Annotated in this window: 20 protein-coding genes; 13 read left to right on the forward strand and 7 right to left on the reverse strand. The window is 64.1% G+C overall.

From position 1 onward, the window contains the following. Nucleotides 1-11 precede the first annotated feature (11 nt). Together eat and ACIPIJ_RS25715 are read right to left on the reverse strand one after the other, a co-directional pair. Nucleotides 12-1,460: an ethanolamine permease gene (gene eat / locus ACIPIJ_RS25710; RefSeq protein WP_401082195.1), complete on the reverse strand. Its 1,449-nt coding sequence runs from the start codon at nucleotides 1,458-1,460 to the stop codon at nucleotides 12-14. A 112-nt stretch (nucleotides 1,461-1,572) separates the two neighbouring features. Then, nucleotides 1,573-3,093: an aldehyde dehydrogenase family protein gene (locus tag ACIPIJ_RS25715; RefSeq protein ID WP_401082198.1), complete on the reverse strand. Its 1,521-nt coding sequence runs from the start codon at nucleotides 3,091-3,093 to the stop codon at nucleotides 1,573-1,575. A 256-nt stretch (nucleotides 3,094-3,349) separates the two neighbouring features. Between ACIPIJ_RS25715 and ACIPIJ_RS25720 the strand changes: the two genes are divergently transcribed. The 4 genes from ACIPIJ_RS25720 to ACIPIJ_RS25735 all read left to right on the forward strand — a co-directional run bounded on the left by ACIPIJ_RS25720 (nucleotide 3,350) and on the right by ACIPIJ_RS25735 (nucleotide 7,673). Then, entirely contained in the window at nucleotides 3,350-5,347 is a 1,998-nt protein-coding gene (locus tag ACIPIJ_RS25720; protein WP_401082201.1) for a sigma-54-dependent Fis family transcriptional regulator, read from the forward strand. Nucleotides 5,348-5,413: 66 nt separating this feature from the next. Further along, nucleotides 5,414-6,763: a UDP-N-acetylmuramate:L-alanyl-gamma-D-glutamyl-meso-diaminopimelate ligase gene (mpl, locus tag ACIPIJ_RS25725; protein ID WP_401082204.1), complete on the forward strand. Its 1,350-nt coding sequence runs from the start codon at nucleotides 5,414-5,416 to the stop codon at nucleotides 6,761-6,763. Beyond that, nucleotides 6,760-7,389 (forward strand): flavin prenyltransferase UbiX, encoded by a 630-nt coding sequence (ubiX, locus tag ACIPIJ_RS25730; RefSeq protein WP_401082207.1) that lies wholly within the window; start codon nucleotides 6,760-6,762, stop codon nucleotides 7,387-7,389. The genes mpl and ubiX overlap by 4 nt, the downstream gene beginning before the upstream one ends. After that, complete coding sequence (locus ACIPIJ_RS25735; RefSeq protein WP_401082210.1) at nucleotides 7,386-7,673, forward strand: YceK/YidQ family lipoprotein; 288 nt, start codon at nucleotides 7,386-7,388, stop codon at nucleotides 7,671-7,673. Before ubiX ends, ACIPIJ_RS25735 begins: the two co-directional genes overlap by 4 nt. Before the next feature lie 35 nt (nucleotides 7,674-7,708). Here the strand turns inward: ACIPIJ_RS25735 and ACIPIJ_RS25740 are convergent, their stop codons facing one another. From ACIPIJ_RS25740 to ACIPIJ_RS25750, 3 genes are all read right to left on the reverse strand, one after another. Further along, nucleotides 7,709-8,353, reverse strand: a complete 645-nt coding sequence (locus ACIPIJ_RS25740; RefSeq protein WP_401082213.1) for an oxidoreductase — start codon at nucleotides 8,351-8,353, stop codon at nucleotides 7,709-7,711. Between the two features lie 27 nt (nucleotides 8,354-8,380). Further along, a complete protein-coding gene (locus ACIPIJ_RS25745) occupies nucleotides 8,381-10,114 on the reverse strand; it encodes a C13 family peptidase (RefSeq protein ID WP_401082216.1) in 1,734 nt (577 codons plus the stop codon). A gap of 94 nt (nucleotides 10,115-10,208) precedes the next feature. Further along, nucleotides 10,209-10,664, reverse strand: coding sequence for a MaoC family dehydratase (locus tag ACIPIJ_RS25750; RefSeq protein WP_401082219.1), 456 nt, complete (start codon nucleotides 10,662-10,664; stop codon nucleotides 10,209-10,211). Nucleotides 10,665-10,810: 146 nt separating this feature from the next. Between ACIPIJ_RS25750 and ACIPIJ_RS25755 the strand changes: the two genes are divergently transcribed. The 3 genes from ACIPIJ_RS25755 to ACIPIJ_RS25765 are packed head-to-tail and all read left to right on the forward strand — an operon-like array spanning nucleotide 10,811 to nucleotide 12,486. After that, nucleotides 10,811-11,173 carry a CidA/LrgA family protein gene (locus ACIPIJ_RS25755; protein ID WP_401082222.1) on the forward strand — a complete coding sequence of 121 codons (363 nt, stop codon included), beginning with the start codon at nucleotides 10,811-10,813 and terminating at the stop codon, nucleotides 11,171-11,173. Further along, complete coding sequence (locus ACIPIJ_RS25760) at nucleotides 11,170-11,886, forward strand: LrgB family protein (protein ID WP_401082225.1); 717 nt, start codon at nucleotides 11,170-11,172, stop codon at nucleotides 11,884-11,886. The genes ACIPIJ_RS25755 and ACIPIJ_RS25760 overlap by 4 nt, the downstream gene beginning before the upstream one ends. 9 nt (nucleotides 11,887-11,895) lie before the next feature. Next, nucleotides 11,896-12,486, forward strand: a complete 591-nt coding sequence (locus ACIPIJ_RS25765) for an LON peptidase substrate-binding domain-containing protein (RefSeq protein ID WP_401082228.1) — start codon at nucleotides 11,896-11,898, stop codon at nucleotides 12,484-12,486. Between the two features lie 54 nt (nucleotides 12,487-12,540). On the opposite strand, the gene ACIPIJ_RS25770 is transcribed toward ACIPIJ_RS25765, so the two are convergent. Together ACIPIJ_RS25770 and ACIPIJ_RS25775 are read right to left on the reverse strand one after the other, a co-directional pair. Further along, entirely contained in the window at nucleotides 12,541-13,857 is a 1,317-nt protein-coding gene (locus tag ACIPIJ_RS25770) for a bifunctional DedA family/phosphatase PAP2 family protein (protein WP_401082231.1), read from the reverse strand. Between the two features lie 2 nt (nucleotides 13,858-13,859). Then, complete coding sequence (locus ACIPIJ_RS25775) at nucleotides 13,860-14,552, reverse strand: DNA-3-methyladenine glycosylase (protein WP_401082234.1); 693 nt, start codon at nucleotides 14,550-14,552, stop codon at nucleotides 13,860-13,862. A 204-nt stretch (nucleotides 14,553-14,756) separates the two neighbouring features. On the opposite strand from ACIPIJ_RS25775, the gene ACIPIJ_RS25780 reads away from it, so the two are divergent. Genes ACIPIJ_RS25780 through rodA form a run of 6 tightly spaced genes read left to right on the forward strand, consistent with a single transcriptional unit; the run spans nucleotide 14,757 to nucleotide 20,691 of the window. Next, nucleotides 14,757-16,028, forward strand: coding sequence for a glutamate-5-semialdehyde dehydrogenase (locus ACIPIJ_RS25780; RefSeq protein WP_401082237.1), 1,272 nt, complete (start codon nucleotides 14,757-14,759; stop codon nucleotides 16,026-16,028). A gap of 1 nt (nucleotide 16,029) precedes the next feature. Continuing rightward, entirely contained in the window at nucleotides 16,030-16,689 is a 660-nt protein-coding gene (gene nadD, locus ACIPIJ_RS25785; protein WP_401082240.1) for a nicotinate-nucleotide adenylyltransferase, read from the forward strand. 45 nt (nucleotides 16,690-16,734) lie between these two features. Next, the gene (gene rsfS, locus ACIPIJ_RS25790) at nucleotides 16,735-17,166 is read left to right on the forward strand and encodes a ribosome silencing factor (protein WP_401082243.1); all 432 of its coding nucleotides are present in this window, start codon (nucleotides 16,735-16,737) and stop codon (nucleotides 17,164-17,166) included. A gap of 9 nt (nucleotides 17,167-17,175) precedes the next feature. Further along, on the forward strand, nucleotides 17,176-17,643 hold the full coding sequence (gene rlmH, locus ACIPIJ_RS25795) for a 23S rRNA (pseudouridine(1915)-N(3))-methyltransferase RlmH (protein WP_008090421.1): 468 nt from the start codon (nucleotides 17,176-17,178) through the stop codon (nucleotides 17,641-17,643). A 16-nt stretch (nucleotides 17,644-17,659) separates the two neighbouring features. Beyond that, nucleotides 17,660-19,549, forward strand: a complete 1,890-nt coding sequence (mrdA, locus tag ACIPIJ_RS25800) for a penicillin-binding protein 2 (protein WP_401082246.1) — start codon at nucleotides 17,660-17,662, stop codon at nucleotides 19,547-19,549. A 38-nt stretch (nucleotides 19,550-19,587) separates the two neighbouring features. Further along, on the forward strand, nucleotides 19,588-20,691 hold the full coding sequence (gene rodA / locus ACIPIJ_RS25805; protein WP_258657774.1) for a rod shape-determining protein RodA: 1,104 nt from the start codon (nucleotides 19,588-19,590) through the stop codon (nucleotides 20,689-20,691). Nucleotides 20,692-20,702 lie beyond the last annotated feature (11 nt).

The following is a 20,702-nucleotide window of genomic DNA, read 5'->3' on the forward strand; positions in this document are numbered from 1 at the left end:
GGTGTCGGCAATCAGTGCAAGGCCTCTTCGGCCTTCTGAATCGCGGCGAATTCCTCTTCCGGTGTGCCCGCCACCAAATGGTGGCGGCTGTAGAACGCAAAGTAGGCAATTAATACGGCATAGATCACGGCGGCGCCAATCACCACCCGAGGGTCCACCAAAAAGCCTGCGACCACGGCGATGCAGGCCAGTACCAGGGCCAGGCCCGAGGTGAAGATGCCGCCAGGTGTGCGGTAAGGGCGTTCCATTTTTGGCCGGCGGATGCGCAGGGTGATGTGCGCAGCCATCATCAGCACGTACGACAACGTCGCACCGAACACCGCGACCAGGATCAGCAGGTCGCCCTGGCCAGTCAGTGACAGGGCGAAGCCGATGATGCCGGGAATGATCAGGGCTAGCACCGGGGCCTTGCTCTTGTTGGTTTCAGAGAGCTTGCGCGGCAGGTAGCCAGCGCGGGAAAGCGCGAAGATCTGCCGGGAATAGGCATAGATGATCGAGAAAAAGCTGGCGATCAGGCCAGCCAGGCCAACCAGGTTGACGAAACCGCCCATCCAGGTCGAGCCGCCGTATGCCTTGGACAGCGCCTCGACCAGCGGGTTGCCGGAGGCTTTGAGGGCTTCCGAGCCAGCGCCGCCGGGGCCGACCACCAGAATCAGCAAGGCAAAGGCCAGCAGCACCAGCATGGCGCCGATCAGGCCGCGGGGCAGGTCGCGTTTCGGGTTCTTGGTTTCTTCGGCCGCCAGTGGCACGCCTTCGACGGCCAGGAAGAACCAGATCGCGTAGGGGATGGCCGCCCACACGCCTACGTAGCCGAACGGCAGGAAGCTGCTGGCGCCAACCGCGTCGGTCTGGGCGATGTCAAACAGGTTCGCTGCATCAAAATGGGGCACCATGCTCACCAGAAACACCGCCAGGGCGATGGCGGCGATGGCGGTGATGATGAACATCAGCTTCAGCGCTTCACCGACACCGAAGATGTGGATGCCGATGAAGACGATGTAGAACGCCAGGTAGATCATCCAGCCGCCAATGCCGAACAACGACTGGCAATAGGCGCCGATGAACACCGCGATGGCCGCCGGGGCGATGGCGTATTCGATGAGGATCGCCGTGCCGGTGAGGAAGCCGCCCCAGGGGCCGAAGGCGCTGCGGGCGAAGCCATAGCCGCCGCCAGCTGTAGGGATCATCGAGGACAGCTCGGCCAGCGAGAAGCACATGCACAGGTACATGGTGGCCATCAGCAAGGTGGCGAGGAACATCCCGCCCCAGCCGCCCTGGGCCAGCCCGAAGTTCCAGCCAGCGTAGTCGCCGGAAATCACGTAGGCCACACCGAGGCCCACCAGCAGCACCCAGCCGGCGGCTCCTTTTTTCAGTTCACGTTGCTGGAAATAGTCCGAGCCGACCTTTTCAAAGTCGACGGAAGCACCTGCCGGCGTGCCGGCGGATTGATCGCTTGGCATAGATTCACCTGTTCTTTTTCTTGGTGGCCGGAAGGCTTCCGGCCGATGGTGATGGGTACTGCAGGAAGCGAGCCAGAGCGGTTCGTGCACGCGAACCGCTCTGCTGATGGGCTTAGAAGAAGCCCAGTGGGTTGATGTCGTAGCTCACCAGCAGGTTCTTGGTCTGCTGGTAATGGTCGAGCATCATCTTGTGGGTTTCACGGCCAACGCCGGACTTCTTGTACCCGCCGAACGCGGCGTGCGCCGGGTACAGGTGGTAGCAGTTGGTCCACACGCGGCCTGCCTTGATGCCGCGCCCCATGCGGTAGGCGCGGTTGATGTCGCGGGTCCACACGCCGGCGCCGAGGCCGAACTCGGTGTCGTTGGCAATGGCCAGGGCTTCGGCTTCGTCCTTGAAGGTGGTCACGCTGACCACCGGGCCGAAGATTTCTTCCTGGAACACGCGCATCTTGTTGTTGCCCTTGAGCAGGGTGGGCTGGATGTAGTAACCGGTGGCCAGCGACCCTTCCAGCTTCTCGACCTTGCCGCCGGTCAGCAGTTCGGCGCCTTCGTCCTGGGCAATCTGCAGGTACGAGAGGATTTTCTCGAACTGCTGCTGCGAGGCCTGGGCGCCGACCATGGTGTCGGTGTCGAGCGGGTCGCCGCGCTTGATCTGCAGCACCTTCTTCATCACCACTTCCATGAACTGCGGGTAGATCGACTCTTGCACCAACGCCCGCGACGGGCAGGTGCACACTTCGCCCTGGTTGAAGAACGCCAGCACCATGCCTTCGGCGGCCTTCTCGATGAAGCTCGGCTCGGCCTGCATGATGTCTTCGAAGTACACGTTCGGCGACTTGCCGCCCAGTTCGACGGTGGATGGGATGATGTTCTCGGCGGCGCATTTCATGATGTGCGAGCCGACCGGGGTGGAACCGGTGAAGGCGATCTTGGCGATGCGCTTGCTGGTGGCCAGCGCTTCACCGGCCTCGCGGCCATAGCCTTGCACCACGTTAAGCACGCCTGGCGGCAGCAGGTCGCCGATCAATTCGACCAGTACGCTGATGCCCAGCGGCGTTTGCTCGGCCGGCTTGAGCACTACGCAGTTGCCGGCGGCCAGGGCCGGGGCGAGCTTCCACGCGGCCATCAAGATCGGGAAGTTCCACGGGATGATCTGCCCGACCACGCCCAATGGCTCATGGATGTGATAAGCGACGGTGCCTTCGTTGATTTCCGCGGCGCCGCCTTCCTGGGCGCGGATGCAGCCTGCGAAGTAGCGGAAGTGGTCGACTGCCAGCGGGATGTCGGCGTTGAGGGTTTCACGCACCGGCTTGCCGTTGTCCCAGGTTTCGGTGATGGCCAGGACTTCGAGGTTCTGCTCGATACGGTCGGCAATCTTCAGCAGCACGTTGGAGCGGTCCTGCACTGACGTGCGGCCCCAGGCGTCGGCGGCGGCGTGGGCGGCGTCGAGCGCCTTGTCGATGTCTTCGGCAGTGGAACGGGGGAATTCTGCGATCAGTTTGCCATTCACCGGGGAGGTATTTTCGAAGTACTGCCCCTTGACCGGAGCTACGAACTCACCACCGATGTAGTTGCCGTAGCGGCTCTTGAAGGAAACCTTCGCGCCCTCGGTACCGGGATGTGCATAACGCATGGTGTGTCTCCTGGTTAATTGTGTTTGTTGAGGAGTTGAGAAGCGTAGAGCAAGGGGCGGGCCAGCGTGGTCTGGCCTATATAAATCAACGGGTTAGAATGGTTTTTGGGTGGCTTGGATGCAGTGCTGTGCCAGTGACGGTACGCCTTGGGTGACACTTTGTACCGTTTGCGACACGTTGCATGACGGTGCATTGCAAAGCCTGGGCGGGAGGAGGATGCTGGCAAGACGTTCCATCTGCGGAGAACAACAACCCATGCAGAGCAACGACCTCAGCCGCCATGCCCGGCAGGTGCATGACGTGGCCCACGGCGAAGCCGGCAGCGACCCGTCCATTGCCCGCTCCTGGCTGCGATGCCTGGAGGACTATCACCTCGACCCGTCGGTGGTCGCAGCGCCGGTGGTGCTTGAACATGGCCGCCTGCAGGAAAGCCGCGAGCGTCTTCGCCAGGTGCTGCAAATCGCCGACAACGAAATGAACAGCCTGCATCAGCAGCTTTCCGGTGCCGGCCATGCCGTGCTGCTGACTGACGCGCGCGGGGTGATCCTCAACTGCGTAACCGCGCCCAGCGAGCGGCGCATTTTCGAACGCGCCGGGCTGTGGTTGGGCGCGGACTGGAGTGAGGCCCGCGAGGGCACCAACGGCATCGGCACCTGCCTGGTCGAACGCCAGGCCCTGACCATCCACCAGAACGAACATTTTCGCGGTCGCCATACCGGGCTGACGTGCTCGGCCAGCCCGGTGTTCGACCCGCATGGCGAACTGCTGGCAGTGCTCGACGTGTCCTCGGCGCGGCCGGATGTGTCGCGCCAGAGCCAATTTCACACCATGGCGTTGGTCAACCTGTCGGCCAAGATGATCGAGAGCTGTTATTTCCTGCGCCACTTCGAACAGCAATGGCTGTTGCGCTTCCATATCCAGGCCGAATCGGTGGGGTTGTTCAGCGAAGGGTTGCTGGCCTTCGATGGCGATGGCCGGATTTGCGCCGCCAACCAGAGTGCCCTCAACTTGCTGGGGGCGATCCGTGGCGGCGTGCTGGGCAAGCCGCTGGAGATGTTCTTTGCCTGCAACCATGACGAACTGTTCAGCCGCGCCATGCCCAACGGCAGCCCGGCATGGCCGTTGTATACCCGTGATGGCCGCCAGGTGTTCGCCAGCCTGCGGGGTCAGGCGAGGGCGCCGGTGTGGGCAGTGCCGGCCAGTTTGCCGCAGGCCAGGCAAGCGGCGGCGCCCAGCATCTGCCTGTTGGACCCGGCGCTGCAAAGCGACTTCAACCGTGCCGTACGGGTGTTCGAGCGTGATGTGCCGCTGCTGCTCAGTGGCGAGACCGGCTGCGGCAAGGAAGCCTTCGCCCAGGCGGTGCACCAGGCCAGCCAGCGACGCGGCAAGCCGTTCGTGGCGGTCAACTGCGCGTCGATCCCCGAAAGCCTGATCGAGAGCGAGCTGTTCGGTTACCGCGGCGGCAGCTTTACCGGCGCGCGCAAGGAAGGCATGCGCGGCAAGCTGCTGCAGGCCGATGGCGGCACACTGTTGCTGGACGAGATCGGCGACATGCCGCTGGCGCTGCAGACCCGCCTGCTGCGGGTGCTGGAAGAGCGCCAGGTGGTGCCGATTGGCGGTGAGCCACAGGCGGTGGATGTGCGCATCGTCAGTGCTACCCACCGGGATTTGCTGGAGCGGGTAGAGCAGGGCGGTTTCCGCGAGGATTTGTATTACCGGCTCAATGGCCTGGAGATCGCCTTGCCGGCGGTGCGGGAGCGCAGTGACAAGGCGCAGTTGCTGGACTTCGTGCTGCGCCAGGAGGCGCAGGGCCAGGTGATCGAACTGGAACCGCGTGCACGCCAGGCGCTGCTGGATTTTGCCTGGCCGGGCAATGTGCGGCAGCTGCGCAATGTGCTGCGTACGCTGGTGGCGCTGTGTGAGGGTTGTCGTGTCACGTTTGCAGATCTACCCGCAATCGTGCGCAACGCTGTCAATGCTGTGGGAGCGGGCTTGCCCGCGAAGGCGTCCGGCCAGGCGCTACAGGGCGAGGGCTTAGCGCTCGTTGGCGGGCAAGCCCGCCCCCACAGAAACTTGGATGCCGGCTCACCCGCGACGAGGTCGGCAGTCTTAGAGGAGGCGGAGGGCCAGGCCCTGTTGTCCGTACTGGAGGCAAACCGCTGGCACCTGACCCGGGTCGCCGAGCGCTTGGGCATCAGCCGCAATACCTTGTATCGAAAACTGCGCAAACACGGCATCGCCAGGGGCGTCTGAGCGAAACAGCGGGTGCGATTTCCCGAGCCTTGGGCTACCCTGCCTCGACGTTTTGCGAGGTCGATCATGCATATTCATATTCTCGGTATTTGCGGCACTTTCATGGGCTCGCTGGCGGTGCTGGCCAAAGAGCTCGGCCACCGTGTCACCGGCTCGGACGCCAACGTCTACCCGCCGATGAGCACCCAGCTCGAAGCCCAGGGCATCGAGCTGACCCAAGGCTACGACCCGGCCCAGCTGGACCCGGCACCCGACCTGGTGGTGATCGGCAACGCCATGTCGCGGGGGAACCCGGCGGTGGAATATGTGCTGAACAAGGGCCTGCCGTATGTGTCCGGCCCACAGTGGCTGGCCGACCACGTGCTGCAAGGCCGGTGGGTACTGGCCGTAGCCGGCACCCACGGCAAGACCACCACCAGCAGCATGCTGGCCTGGGTGCTGGAGCACGCGGGCATGAGCCCGGGCTTCCTGATCGGTGGCGTGCCGCAGAACTTCTCGGTGTCGGCGCGCCTGGGCGGTACGCCATTCTTCGTGGTCGAGGCCGACGAATACGACAGCGCCTTCTTCGACAAGCGCTCAAAATTCGTGCACTACCACCCGCGCACCGCCATCCTCAACAACCTTGAGTTCGATCATGCGGACATCTTCCCGGATCTGGCGTCCATCGAACGGCAGTTCCACCACCTGGTGCGCACCATCCCCAGCGAAGGCCTGGTGATCCACCCGACCACCGAACTGGCGCTGGAGCGGGTGATCGGCATGGGTTGCTGGACGCCGGTACAGACCACCGGTGTGGGCGGCCAGTGGCAGGCACGCCTGCTCAGCCCCGATGGCTCGCGCTTCGAAGTGTTGTTCGAGGGTGAAGTGCAAGGTGTGGTGGACTGGGCCCTGACCGGTCAGCACAACGTTGCCAACGCCCTGGCCACCTTGGCTGCTGCCCGCCATGTGGGCGTGGTGCCGGCCATGGCTGTCGAAGGCCTGAGCGCCTTCAAGAGCGTCAAGCGACGGATGGAATTGGTCGCCGAAGTGCATGGCGTGACCCTCTACGATGACTTCGCGCACCACCCGACCGCCATCGCCACCACCCTCGATGGCCTGCGCAAGCGGGTGGGCGAGGCGCCGGTGATCGCCATCATCGAGCCGCGCTCCAACTCCATGAAGCTAGGCGCGCACCGGGATGGCCTGCCGGAAAGCGTCAACGACGCCGACCAGGTGATCTGGTACGCACCGGCCAACCTGGGCTGGGACCTGGCCGCCACCGCCGCCCAGTGCAAGGTGCCGAGCGTGGTCGCCGACAGCCTTGAGGCGATCATCGAGCGGGTCAAGGGCCAGGCGCGGCCCGGCACCCACGTCGTGATCATGAGCAACGGCGGCTTCGGCGGCCTGCACGGCAAGCTGGCCGAGGCCTTGAAGTGAGCGGGCCGGAACGCATTACCCTGGCCATGACCGGCGCCTCCGGCGCGCAGTATGGCCTGCGGTTACTCGACTGCTTGGTGCGCGAAGACCGCGAGGTGCACTTTCTCATCTCCAAGGCCGCGCAGCTGGTGATGGCGACCGAGACCGACGTGGTGCTGCCGGCCAAGCCGCAGGCGATGCAGGCGTTTCTGACCGAGTACACCGGTGCTGCCGACGGGCAGATCCGCGTGTACGGCAAAGAGGACTGGATGTCGCCGGTGGCCTCGGGTTCCGGCGCCCCGGCGGCAATGGTGGTGGTGCCCTGTTCCACGGGCACTTTGTCGGCCATTGCCAGCGGTGCCTGCAACAACCTGATCGAGCGTGCGGCCGACGTCACCCTCAAGGAGCGTCGCCAGCTGATCCTGGTGCCGCGCGAGGCACCGCTGTCGACCATTCACCTGGAGAACATGCTCAAGCTCTCGCAGATGGGCGCGGTGATGCTGCCGGCCGCGCCCGGCTTCTATCACCAGCCGCAGACCATCGACGACCTGGTCGATTTCGTCGTGGCACGCATTCTCAATCTGCTGAACATCCCGCAAGACATGCTGCCGCGTTGGGGCGAGCATCATCAAGGGGGGGATGATTGAAGCGCAGTCTGGTCAGCTTGCTGGCGGTGCTGACGCTCAGCGGCTGTGCCACGGTGCGCACGCTGGATGCCAACAAGCCAGGCGCGCCAGTGGTGTATGCCGGCACCCGGCTGGATTTATATGTGATCAATGGCGGGTGTTGCCCGAAGGACCATTTCGGTGCTGATGCCCCGGCGTACCCGCGCTTGGACCTGCCGGGGAGCATGCTGCTCGATACCTTGTTCCTGCCGCTGTCGTTGTTGACCGCAGCCGGGGTTGGCTTTCAGGCCACCGGCGGGTTGTAAGGGCCTCTTCGCGGGCTTGTCCCGCGAAAGGGCCTTCACTTCTTGCCTAGTCTACGCAGCTCGTCCGACTCGACCACCCGAATCCCGTCCTCTTCCTCCAGCGCCAGCCGCCACAGCGCCCGTGCCAGCGTGCACGCCTCGATGCCGCGGTACTTGCCCGGCATCAGCCGGGCAAACGGCGAAGCCAGCCGCTCACCCAGCCGCGGTTGAATGCGCTCACCGATCAACAGTGAAGGCCTTGCGATGGTGAGCTGCGGCCAGTCCTGCGCCTTCAGCGCTTCTTCCATCTCGCCCTTGACCCGGTTGTAGAAGATCGTCGATTTGGGGTCGGCACCGATTGCACTCACCACCAGCAGGTGGCGCGCACCCATCTCCCGGGCGCGCTTGCTGAAGGCCACCACCATGTCCAGGTCGACGGCGCGAAATGCCTGTTCGGAGCCGGCCTGCTTCAAGGTGGTACCGAGGCAGCAGTAGGCGATATCGACCCGCCCGGCCAGTTGCGCAAGGAATACAGCAGGGTCGCCGACCGGGTTTTCCAGGTGCGGATGTTCGGCCAGCGGCCGACGAGTCGGCGCCAGTACACGGCTGATGGTGGGCTCGTTGAGCAGGCGGTCCAGCAGGTGTTCACCCGTCAGGCCCGTGGCTCCGGCAAGCAGGACATGCTGAGGCGTCAAGTACATGATGTCTCTCCTGTGTTACACACAAGCTTAGTGGCTGGCGGGCGTTTTTTCCTGTTCACCCGCGGTCGCCTGTGCGGCATTCCGTAAGGCTTCCTCGGCCTGCTGCTGGCGCAGGCGCTGCCAGTGTGCCAGTACCGCGGGCGGTGCCCACAGTTGTGGCTCGGAGGCTTCGAAACCTTCTCTTCCTTCCCGTTCGGCAACGCTCGCGCTCGCCAGTTCAAACGCCTGTTTCAGGTCATCGGTCTGGTTCAGGGCCTGGGCGAACAGGGCCTCGCCAAAGTAGGTGAAATCGGCCTCTTCCGAGCAGCCGAAGGAGACTCGGTCAGCGCGCGCGGCAGTCATGATCACGGTGCGCTCGTCCTTCAGCGGGGCGATGTAGCCACCGGAATAGCAGGCGGAGATGACAATGACCTTGTCGCGATTCTTGAGTGGCGCCAGTGCGCTGGCCAACTCGTCGGCGGAGAGGTCGGCCAGCTGCAGGCGCGGCTGGTCGAACACCAGTTGGTGGTCCTGGCTACCGTGGCTGGTCAGGTAGATGAACACCAGGTCTTCCGGGCCGCTGCGCTCGGCCAGGGTGCGCGCGGCGCGGGTGAGGCTTTCGCGAGTGGCCATGGGCCGGGTGGTCATCTGGTCGCGGTGGTTGACCAGGGTGACCTGGCCGCGTGCGCCGAAGCGCACCTTGAGCATGTTGCTGACATAGTCGGCTTCGCGCAGGAACACGCTTTGCTGGCCGTCCCCGGCCACCACCAGGCTGTACAGTTGAATGGGCGGTGCAGAGCGTGGCACGCGGGCCAGCGTCTCCTCCAGCAGCCTGCCCTGGTTGAGCAGGGCCAGCTCCAGTGGGTCGGGCAGCAGCGTCCCCTTGTGGTCGCGCACACGCACGCCGTTGACCCAGAAACCGCTTTCGACCTTGCCACTGGCCAAGGTCAGCTTGCCCTGGCCATGGTACGCATCGTTTTCGAAACCGCCGACGTACTTGCTGCCATCGGGCAGTTGCAGGCTGCCCTGGCCAGACAGGCGCCAGTCGACGAAGTGGCCCTTGTAATGGCTGCCGTCGCTGCCCAGCAGCTCGCCTTCGCCGAGCAGCGAGCCGTCCTTGAATTCACCGATCCACACATCGCCGTCGGCGTTTTCGTAGCGGCCACGGCCTTCCAGGTGGTTGTCCTTGAATTCGCCGATGTACTGCTCGCCATCGACGCTGTCGTAGGTGCCGCTGCCCTGCAGCAGGCCGTCGATGAAGCGGCCGCTGAACTGGTTGCCGCTGGCATCGCTGCGCACGCCGGCACCGTTGGGTTTGCCCTTGGCGAACAGGCCTTGGTAACGGCTGCCGTCAGCCAGCTCCAGCTCGCCCGCGCCTTCGTACTGGTCGTCCTTGAACTGGCCGCGATAGGTCTGGTCGGCTTGCTTGAGCGTGCCTTCGCCGTCGCGGCGGCCGTGGCTGAAGGTGCCGGCATAATGGCTGCCGGGGGTGGTCAGGTCGCCCAGGCCCTGGAACAGGCCGGCGGCGAACTGGCCGCGATAGACCTCGCCGTTGCTGCCGTGCCACTCGCCCTGGCCGTGCCACTGGCCGTCCTTGAAGCCGCCGGCGTACCAGCTGCCGTTGGGGTAATCGATGCGTCCCTCGCCCTGCAGCAGGCCATCGACCACCTGGCCCCGGTAACGGCCGCCGTCGGGCAGGCGCGCGTCCGGTGGCGACAGTGCTTCGCCATCGCCACAGGCGGCGAGCATCAGGGTCAGGGCGAGGGGCAGCAGAGGACGCATAGCGGAATCCGGGCAATAAGTCTGCCGAGTATGCCGCACAATGGGGCTGATGAGACAGCCATGGCAGGGGGCCGCGCGGCGGCCCCGAACACAATCAGACGAAGCAGAGCGAAAGCGGTTCGGCGATGTAGGCAGGTTTTTCCTCGCCCTCGATCTCCAGGGTCACGGTAGCCTTCAGTAGCCACTGCCCAGGCTTCTTCTCGGTCACCTCGCCCAGGTCCACTTTCAGCCGGACCTTGCTGTCGACCTTCACTGGTTGAATGAAGCGCACACTGTCCAGCCCGTAATTGACCACCATCTTCAAGCCTTCGGGCAATACCAGGATGTCTTCCATCAGCTTGGGGATCAGCGACAAGGTCAGGAAACCATGGGCGATGGTGCTGCCAAATGGCGTTTTTGCGGCCTTTTCCGGGTCGACATGGATGAACTGGAAATCGCCGGTGGCCTCGGCGAACAGGTTGATGCGTTGCTGATCGATCTTCAGCCAGTCGGAACGTCCCAGTTCCTTTCCAACGTACTGCGCAAGCTCGGTAACCGGTACATAGGGCATCGCGACTCTCCAAGGTTGTCATTTGGTACGAGTGTGCAAGGTCATCACGGGAGCACCGCAGCAGTCAAGTTGCCAGCATTCGGCCGAATACCCGCTTATAGCCTGAGGCGTGCTTATAATGGCCAGCATGCCCGAAGGAGATCCTTATGCTGTTGCGTGGTTTGACCTGGCTGGTACTGTTTCAGCTGCTGGGTACGGCGATCAATCACCTGTGTGTGCCGATTCTGCCTGGGCCGATCATCGGCCTATTGCTTTTATTGTGCTTCCTCATGGCCCGCGGTGAAGTGGGCAAACCGCTGAACGAGGCGGCCAGCAGCCTGTTGCGCTACCTGCCACTGCTGTTGGTGCCGCCCGCGGTGGGGGTGATGGTGTATGCCAAGGATATCGCCGCAGACTTCTGGGCCATCGCCGGCGCGCTGCTGATTTCCTGCCTGCTCACCCTGGTGTTCGTCGGTGTGCTGATGCAGAAACTCATGCACCGCCAGGGCAAGCGGGAGCAGCAGTCATGATGCTCGACTGGCAAGGCGCGCTCGATGCCGTGGTCCACCATCCGCTGTTTGGCATCGGCATTACCCTGGGGGCCTACCAGGTGGTGCTGGCAGCCTACGAGAAAACCCGCTGGATCTTCCTGCAGCCGGTGCTGGTGTCGATGGTGCTGGTGATCGGTGTGCTGCTGCTCGGTGGTATCGACTACCGTGAGTACCGCAAGAGCACCGAGATCATGAACATTCTCCTGGGCCCCGCCACGGTGGCCCTGGCCGTGCCGCTCTACCTCAACCTGCGGCGTATCCGTCAGCTGTTCTGGCCGACATTTACTACGCTGGTAGTCGGAGGCCTGTTCGCCACGCTCTGCTGCCTGTTGTTGGGCTGGTGGTTTGGCGCCGAACATATGATCCTGATGACCATGGCGCCCAAGTCGGTGACCTCACCGATCGCCATGCTGGTGGCCGAGCAGATAGGTGGTGTGGCAGCGCTGGCGGCGGTGTTCGTGCTGATCACCGGGGTGATCGGTGCGATTTTCGGGCCGGCGCTGTTGAGCCGTTTTGGTGTGCACAGCCCTGAAGCGCGCGGCATGTCGTTGGGCGTGACGGCGCATGCCGTGGGCACTTCGGTGGCCCTGCAGGAAAGTGACGAGTGCGGCGCGTTTGCCGCGCTGGCGATGAGCCTGATGGGGGTGGCCACGGCGGTGTTCCTGCCGTTGGCGGTCAGCCTGGTGGCTTGAGGAGTTGTGATGACGCTACCGCTGTTTCCCCTCAATACCGTGCTGTTTCCCGGTTGCCTGCTGGATTTGCAGATATTCGAGGCGCGCTACCTGGACATGATCGGCCGCTGCATGAAGCAGGGCACCGGCTTTGGCGTGGTGTGCATCGTCGAAGGCGAGCAGGTCGGCAAGGCGCCGCCGGTGGTCGCGTCGATCGGTTGCGAGGCGCTGATCCGTGATTTCGTCCAGCAGGACAATGGCTTGTTGGGCATCCGCGTGGAAGGCGCGCGGCGCTTTGAGCTGAGCCAGACTGAAGTGCAGAAGGACCAGTTGCTGCTGGGCGAGGTGCACTGGTTACCGGAGCAGGCGGACAGCCCGCTGAGCGATCAGGATGATGATCTGCTGGCATTGCTGGTAGCGTTGGGCGAACACCCGATGGTCGAGGCGCTGGATATGCCCCGGGATGTCGATGGGCGCCAGGCGTTGGCCAACCAGTTGGCCTATCTGCTGCCGTTCATGGAGGAGGACAAGCTTGACCTGCTGGCGATCGACTCGCCGTCGGAGCGGCTGGCAGAAATCCAGAAGCTGCTGGAGCGGATTCAGGGCGAACTGTTTGCCTGATTGGCTACCGGCCTCTTCGCGGGCAAGCCCGCGAAGAGGCCAATTCAGGCTGCATCAATACTGGTAACGCTCCAGTGCATGCGGCAGCGCATGCAGGGCAAAAAACGCCAGTAGCGCAACGCATGCCGGCACCACCAGCCACCACACCCGCTGCGGCAAGGCATTGAGCGGCTGGCGATACTGCACCAGTGTCAGGCTGAGCGCGCACACGCAGCAGGCCAGTAGCGCCCCGGCCAGAATGTCGGTCGGCCAGTGCGCGCCCAGGTAAACCCGCGACAAGGCGATCGCCAGCGCCGGAATGCAGCCCAGCAGTATCCACGTAAGGCGCATGCGCGGCGGTTGCCCGCGCCCCGCCAGCACCGCCATCACCAGAAAGAACGCAAACGACGCCGAACTGTGCCCGCTGGGCATGCTATAGCTGGTCAGCGGGTCGGTCAGCACTTCCGGCCGCGCCCGGGCGAACAGCCACTTCAACGATCCGTTGGCAATCGCCGTGCCCATCAGTGCGCCGCCTGCGAACAGGGCGTGCCGCCATTGACGGGCAAGCAACAGCAGGCCAGTAAGCAACCCGCCGAGGAAGAACTGCGTGCGGAAATCGCCCAGGCGGGTCACCAGCACCACGGTGCCGTCGATGGCCTGGCTGCGATGTTCCTGCACCAGGGTCATCACGCCCTGGTCGAACTCGTGAAGATACGGCCAGCCCAGAAACACCCCAGCCAGTGCCAGGAAACTCAGGCCGGCGATCAGGCGTGTGCCGTGGCGCTGATCACGGATGCTGCTGTTCAGGCTCAGGCCGATCAGCACCGCCAGGGTGCCGGCGATGATGCCGGCGTCCAGCCAGAACCCTTCCGGCAACGGCAGGCGCATGGCCGCCCCGGTGGCCCAGCCGGGCAACAGGTAAGCGACCGACCAGCCGGCGCCGGCCAGCAGGCTGACCGCGATGAAGCGCGGCAGCGGCATGTCGAACATGCCCGCGACCATCGGCAGCATCGGCCGCAGCGGGCCGATGAAACGGCCGACCAGCAGGCTGGCGATGCCGTAGCGCTGGAAGTAGGTTTCGGCGCTGCCGATCCATTCCGGGTGATGGCGCAACAGCGGCAGGCGGCGGATGTTCTGGTGGAAGTATTTGCCGATTGTGTACGACAGGGCATCGCCGAGCAGGCCGCCCAGGAACCCCAGCAGCAAGGTTTCACCCAGGGTGAAGGCGCCGCTGCCGGCCAGCACCGCCACCGCGAACAGCAAGACGGTGCCCGGTACGATGATGCCAGCGATGGCCAAGCACTCGATGCAGGCCACCAGGAAAATTGCCACACCAAGCCACTGCGGGTTGGCGCTGAGCCAGCCGGTCAGGCTGTCGAGCCATTGGCCCATGTTCAGCTTCCTTGTTCAATGATTGAGAAGTCTTGCCCTTCGACTTGCCCCCGGCGCAGCGGGTTCCGGGTACAGAAGCGGGCGTATTCGGCGTCGACGAAGCGGTAGGGCAGGTGTTCGTCACGGCCATGGGGGATGCCCAGGCGGGCGGCCTGAACGATGCGAGGCACGGCGATGGCGCAATCTTCGACATACAGGCGGTCGGGGTCGAAGCGCTGGGCGTCCCACTGCGCCACTTTCAGGCTCATGGCCCGGCACAGCAGGGTCTGCCCGGCGCACAAGCGTTCGGCGGGGCGCAGCTTGCCACTGGCGTCGGGGTTGTTGAGTTGCATCTGCGCCAGGCTGTTGGCGTCGGAGATGGCATCGACCCAGGGGTAGGCAGACTTTATCAATACGGCATTGCCTGGGCCGTGGGCGCTGAAGTTCAGCGAATCGCCACCGCGGGCGTAATACATGTAGATGTGCCCGCCATCCAGGAACAGTGCCTTGCGCTTCTCGGTATAGCCGAGCGAGGCATGGCTGCCCTTGTCGGTCAGGTAGTAGGCCTCGGTCTCGATGATCCGCGCGGCCAGCCACAGGTTGCCGTGGCGATGGCGGATGACCTTGCCCAGCAAAGCCTTGGCCAGGGTCTGTGCGTCACGGTCGAAGAAGCTGTCTGGCAGGGCGCGGGCCGGGCAGGGGGCATTGTCTGGCATGCTTGGCGGTTCGTCGTGGTCTAGGCGCGGATGATAGCAATGAATGGCTTAATCGAGGCTGAACCGAGCCCGTTCGATAAGCGCGGTTACATCTTTCCTACAGTTCCAGTCGACCAATTTGAACCATCCGCCAGCCACCGCTGGGCGTATACCTGCGCGACAGTTATAATCAGCCGATTTCCCCTTCGCCAAGACACCGAACCCATGACTGAGTCCGTTCTTGACTATATGACCCGCTTGGGTCGCGCCGCTCGCCAGGCTTCCCGGGTGATCGCGCGTGCCAGCACGGCGCAGAAGAACCGCGCCCTGCAAGCCGCCGCCAATGCGCTAGACGCCGCGCGTGCCGAGCTTACCGCAGCCAACGAACTGGACCTAGCCGCCGGCCGGGCCAATGGCCTGGAGCCGGCACTGCTCGACCGCCTGGCCCTGACCCCGGCACGCATCGACGGCATGATCACCGGCCTGCGCCAGGTGGCCAGCCTGCCAGACCCGGTCGGCGCCATCCGCGACATGAGCTACCGCCCATCGGGCATTCAGGTGGGCAAGATGCGCGTACCCCTGGGGGTGATCGGGATCATCTACGAGTCGCGCCCGAACGTGACCATCGATGCTGCCAGCCTGTGCCTGAAGTCGGGCAACGCCACCATCCTGCGTGGCGGCTCGGAGGCCATCCACTCCAACCGCGCGATTGCCACCTGCATCCAGCGTGGCCTGGCCGAGGCCGGCCTGCCGGCCGCCGTGGTGCAAGTGGTCGAGACCACTGACCGTGAAGCGGTCGGTGCGCTGATCAGCATGCCCGAGTTCGTCGATGTCATCGTCCCGCGCGGTGGCCGTGGCCTGATCGAACGCATCAGCCGCGATGCCCGGGTGCCGGTGATCAAGCACCTGGACGGTATCTGCCACGTCTACGTTGCCGAGCACGCCGACCTGGACAAGGCCTGGCGCGTGGCCTTCAATGCCAAGACCTACCGTTATGGCATCTGCGGCGCCATGGAAACCCTGCTGGTCGACCAACGCGTGGCCGACAGCTTCTTGCCGGAAATGGCCCGTCGCTTCCAGGAAAAAGCCGTCGAACTGCGCGGTTGCGAGCGTACCCGAGCGCTGATCGATGCTAAACCCGCCACCGAAGACGACTGGCACACCGAATACCTCGACGCCATCCTGTCGATTCGCGTGGTCGACGGCCTAGACCAGGCCATCGAGCACATCAACCACTATGGCTCGCACCACACCGATTCGATCATCACCGAACACCAGGGCCAGGCCCGCCAGTTCATGGCTGAAGTCGACTCGGCTTCGGTGATGCTCAACACCCCGACCTGCTTCGCCGACGGCTTCGAATACGGCCTGGGCGCGGAAATCGGCATTTCCACCGACAAGCTGCATGCCCGCGGCCCGGTCGGACTGGAAGGCCTGACCTGCGAAAAGTACGTGGTGATCGGCGACGGCCAACTGCGCGGCCAGGAGTCCTGCTGAGTTGAGCAATGCCCAGGCAGTCCGGCGCATCGGCATTCTTGGCGGTACTTTCGACCCCGTGCACATCGGCCACCTGCGCAGTGCGCTGGAAGTGGCCGAGTTCATGGCGCTCGACGAGCTGCGCCTGCTGCCCAATGCCCGCCCGCCTCACCGCGATACCCCGCAGGTGGCGGCTGAAGATCGTCTGGCCATGGTGCGTGAAGCCGTGCAGGGCGTCGAGCGCCTGAGCGTGGATGCGCGGGAGCTGGCGCGAGACAAGCCGTCGTACACCCTCGACACGCTGGAGTCGGTCCGCGCTGAGTTGGGCGCCAACGACCAGCTGTTCCTGGTGCTGGGCTGGGATGCCTTCTGCGGCCTGCCAACCTGGCACCGCTGGGAAGAACTGCTGCAACACTGTCACATCCTGGTGCTGCAACGCCCGGATGCCGACGTTGAACCCCCTGACGAGCTGCGCAACCTATTGGCTGCGCGCTCCGAGAGCGATCCCACCGCCATGTCCGGCCCGGCGGGTAATATTTCGTTCGTCTGGCAGACGCCGCTTGCGGTGTCGGCTACACAGATCCGACAGCTGCTGGCCAGCGGCAGGTCGGTGAGGTTCCTGGTGCCGGACGCCGTACTGGCCTACATCGAGGCGCACGAACTGTATCGCGTGCCTAACTGACGGTGCCCTGCGGGCGCCTCATCCAACGAGTTGAACGAGTTTTATATGAGCAAGCAGAAAACCAACGGCATCAATGGCGAAGCACTGGTCAAGCTGACCATCAGCGCGCTGGAAGACGTCAAGGCCCAGGACATCCAGGTCATCGACGTGCGCGAGAAGCACAGCCTCACCGACTACATGATCATTGCCACCGGTACCTCCAACCGCCAGATCAACGCGATGCTGGAAAAGGTCCGTGAAGCGGTCAAGAAAGAAGGCGCGCAGCCACTGGGTGAAGAAGGCAAGGGCGACAGCGACTGGGTGCTGCTGGACCTGAACGACGTCATCGTGCACATGATGACCGCCGCTGCCCGCCAGTTCTACGACCTGGAGCGCCTGTGGCTGGGAGCCGAGCAGAGCCGTGCCGCCGATGCCAAGCACCACAGCCCGGAAAACGCCAGCGACTACTTCACCGACAAGCTCAAAGACCGGGAATAAGGAAGCGTCGTGCGTCTGCGCCTCATCGCGGTCGGCTCGCGCATGCCCAAGTGGGTCGAGGAAGGCTGGCATGAGTATGCCAAGCGCCTGCCCCAGGAGCTGTCGCTGGAGCTGGTGGAAATCCCGCTGAACACCCGTGGCAAGAATGCCGACGTCGCCCGCCTGATCCGTCAGGAGGGTGAGGCCATGCTGAGCAAGGTTCAGCCTGGGGAACGCATCGTCACCCTCGAGGTCCATGGCAAGCCCTGGAGTACCGAGCAGCTGGCGACCGAGCTGGACCGCTGGCGGCTGGATTCGCGCACGGTCAATTTGATGGTGGGCGGCCCGGAAGGGCTGGCGCCTGAGGTCTGTGCGCGCGCCGAGCAACGCTGGTCGCTGTCGCCGCTGACGTTGCCGCACCCGTTGGTAAGGATACTCATCGGCGAGCAGATCTACCGCGCCTGGACCGTATTGTCCGGGCACCCTTACCACAAATGAGCCTGTAAGCAGTCCGATGTCGCAGCCGATCCGTCTCAAGGACCACGAGAAAGACGCCCGCCTGGTGCGTAACCGCGTCGTGGTCGGCGCGGTGGCGATCATGCTGCTTATTTGCGTACTGATCGCGCGGCTGTACTACCTGCAGATCATCCAGTACGACTATCACTCGACGCTGTCGGAGAACAACCGGGTGCACGTGCAGCCGATCCCGCCGACGCGCGGGCTGATCTTCGACCGTAACGGGGTGATCATCGCCGATAACCGGCCCAGCTTCAGCCTGTCGATGACCCGTGAACGCGCGGGTAACTGGCAGGAAGTGCTGGATAATATCGTCGAAGTGCTGGAGCTTACGGCGGACGATCGCGCGCTCTTCGAAAAGCGAATGCGTCAGGGGCGACGGCCGTTCGAGCCGGTACCGATCCTGTTCGAGCTGAACGAGGAGCAGATCGCCCGCGTGGCGGTCAACCAGTTCCGCCTGCCCGGCGTGGAAGTGGTTGCCCAGTTGGTTCGGCATTACCCGCAGGGTGCGCATTTCGCCCATTCGGTCGGCTATGTCGGGCGGATCAACGAAAAAGAGCTGAAAACACTCGACCCGGTGAACTACAGCGGCACCCACCACATCGGCAAGACCGGCATCGAGCGCTTCTACGAAGACGACCTGCACGGCCAGGTCGGCTACGAGGAAGTCGAGACCAACGCCCGCGGCCGTGTGTTGCGGGTGCTCAAGCGCACCGACCCGAAGCCTGGCAAGGACATTGTGCTGAGCCTGGACATCAAGCTGCAGGAAGCTGCCGAGGCCGCCCTCGGTGGCCGACGAGGCGCAGTGGTTGCGCTTGACCCGCGTACTGGCGAGGTGCTGGCGATGGTCAGCCAGCCGAGCTTCGACCCCAACCTGTTCGTCACCGGTATCAGCTTCAAGGCCTATGCCGAGCTGCGCGACTCGATCGACCGGCCGTTGTTCAACCGTGTGCTGCGCGGGCTGTACCCGCCGGGCTCGACCATCAAGCCGGCCGTGGCCATTGCGGGCCTGGACAGTGGCGTGGTCAATGCTGGCAGCCGGGTGTTCGACCCGGGCTATTACCAGTTGCCCAACTACGACCACAAATACCGTAACTGGAACCGCAGCGGCGATGGCTGGGTCGACCTGGATACCGCGATCATGCGTTCCAATGACACCTATTTCTACGATCTTGCCCACAAGATGGGCATCGATCGGCTGTCCAGCTACATGAACAAGTTCGGCATCGGCCAGAAGGTCGCCCTCGATATGTTTGAAGAGTCGGCCGGGCTGATGCCGTCGCGCGAATGGAAACGCGCCACCCGCCGTCAGGCCTGGTTCCCCGGCGAAACGCTGATTCTCGGTATCGGCCAGGGGTATATGCAGGCCACGCCGCTGCAGCTGGCCCAGGCCACCGCGCTGATTGCCAACAAAGGCGTGTGGAACCGCCCGCACCTGGCCAAGACCATCGAAGGCCAGCCGCCGGTGGACCCGAACCCGATGGAGAACATCGTCCTGCGTGACAAGGCGGATTGGGCCAAGGTCACCCACGGCATGGAGCAGGTGATGCACAACGCCCGGGGTACTGCGCGCAAGGCCGCGGCCGGCGCGCAGTACCGCATCGCCGGCAAGAGCGGTACCGCCCAGGTGGTGGCGATCAAGCAAGGCGAAAAATACGACCGCAACAAACTTCAGGAGCGCCACCGCGACCACGCGTTGTTCGTCGCCTTCGCGCCGGCCGACGATCCGAAGATCGTCGTTTCGGTGATGGTCGAGAACGGCGAGTCCGGCTCTGGCGTCGCCGCGCCCGTAGTGCGGCAGATCATGGACGCCTGGCTGCTCGATGAGCACGGCCGGCTGAAGTCCGAGTTCGCTCCTGCCACCGTCGCCGAGGAAACGGCCCCGTGATGAACAATTTCGATCGCATGCTCTCCAGCGAGGACGTGATGCGTCGACGCGCCAGCTTCCTGCAGCGCATCCACATCGACGGCCCCTTGCTGATCATCCTGCTGACCCTCGCGGCCGGCAGCCTGTTCGTGCTCTATTCGGCCAGCGGCAAGAACTGGGACCTGCTGCTCAAGCAGGCCACCTCGTTCGGTATCGGCTTGGTGTCGATGTTCGTCATCGCCCAGCTAGAACCGCGCTTCATGGCCCGTTGGGTGCCCCTTGCGTATCTCACCGGGGTATTGCTGCTGGTCGTGGTGGACGTCATGGGCCACAACGCCATGGGCGCCACACGCTGGATCAATATCCCCGGGGTGATTCGCTTCCAGCCCTCGGAATTCATGAAGATCATCATGCCGGCGACCATCGCCTGGTACCTGTCCAAGCGCACCTTGCCGCCGCACCTGAAGCACGTGGCGATCAGCCTGGTGCTGATCGGCGTGCCGTTCATCCTCATCGTGCGCCAGCCGGACCTGGGTACGGCGCTGCTGATTCTGGCCTCCGGCGCCTTCGTGCTGTTCATGGGCGGGCTGCGCTGGCGCTGGATCCTCAGCGTGCTGACGGCGGCGGTGCCGGTGGCGGTGGCGATGTGGTTCTTCGTGATGCACGACTACCAGAAGCAGCGCGTTCTGACCTTTCTCGACCCGGAAAGCGACCCGCTGGGTACCGGCTGGAACATCATCCAGTCCAAGGCGGCGATCGGCTCCGGCGGGGTGTTTGGCAAGGGCTGGCTGCTCGGCACCCAGTCGCACCTGGACTTCCTTCCCGAAAGCCACACCGACTTCATCATCGCCGTGCTTGGCGAGGAGTTCGGCCTGGTCGGCATCTGCCTGCTGCTGATCGTCTACCTGCTGCTGATCGGCCGCGGCCTGATGATTACCGCGCAGGCGCAGACCCTGTTCGGCAAGCTGCTGGCGGGCAGCCTGACCATGACTTTCTTTGTATATGTGTTCGTCAATATCGGTATGGTCAGCGGCCTTCTGCCCGTGGTGGGCGTGCCGCTGCCCTTCATTAGCTATGGCGGAACTTCGTTGGTGACGCTGCTGTCAGCGTTTGGCGTTCTGATGTCGATCCACACGCACCGCAAATGGATCGCACAGGTTTGAATAAGGTGAAG

This window comes from Pseudomonas sp. NPDC087185 (assembly GCF_044744955.1).
GTDB lineage: Bacteria > Pseudomonadota > Gammaproteobacteria > Pseudomonadales > Pseudomonadaceae > Aquipseudomonas.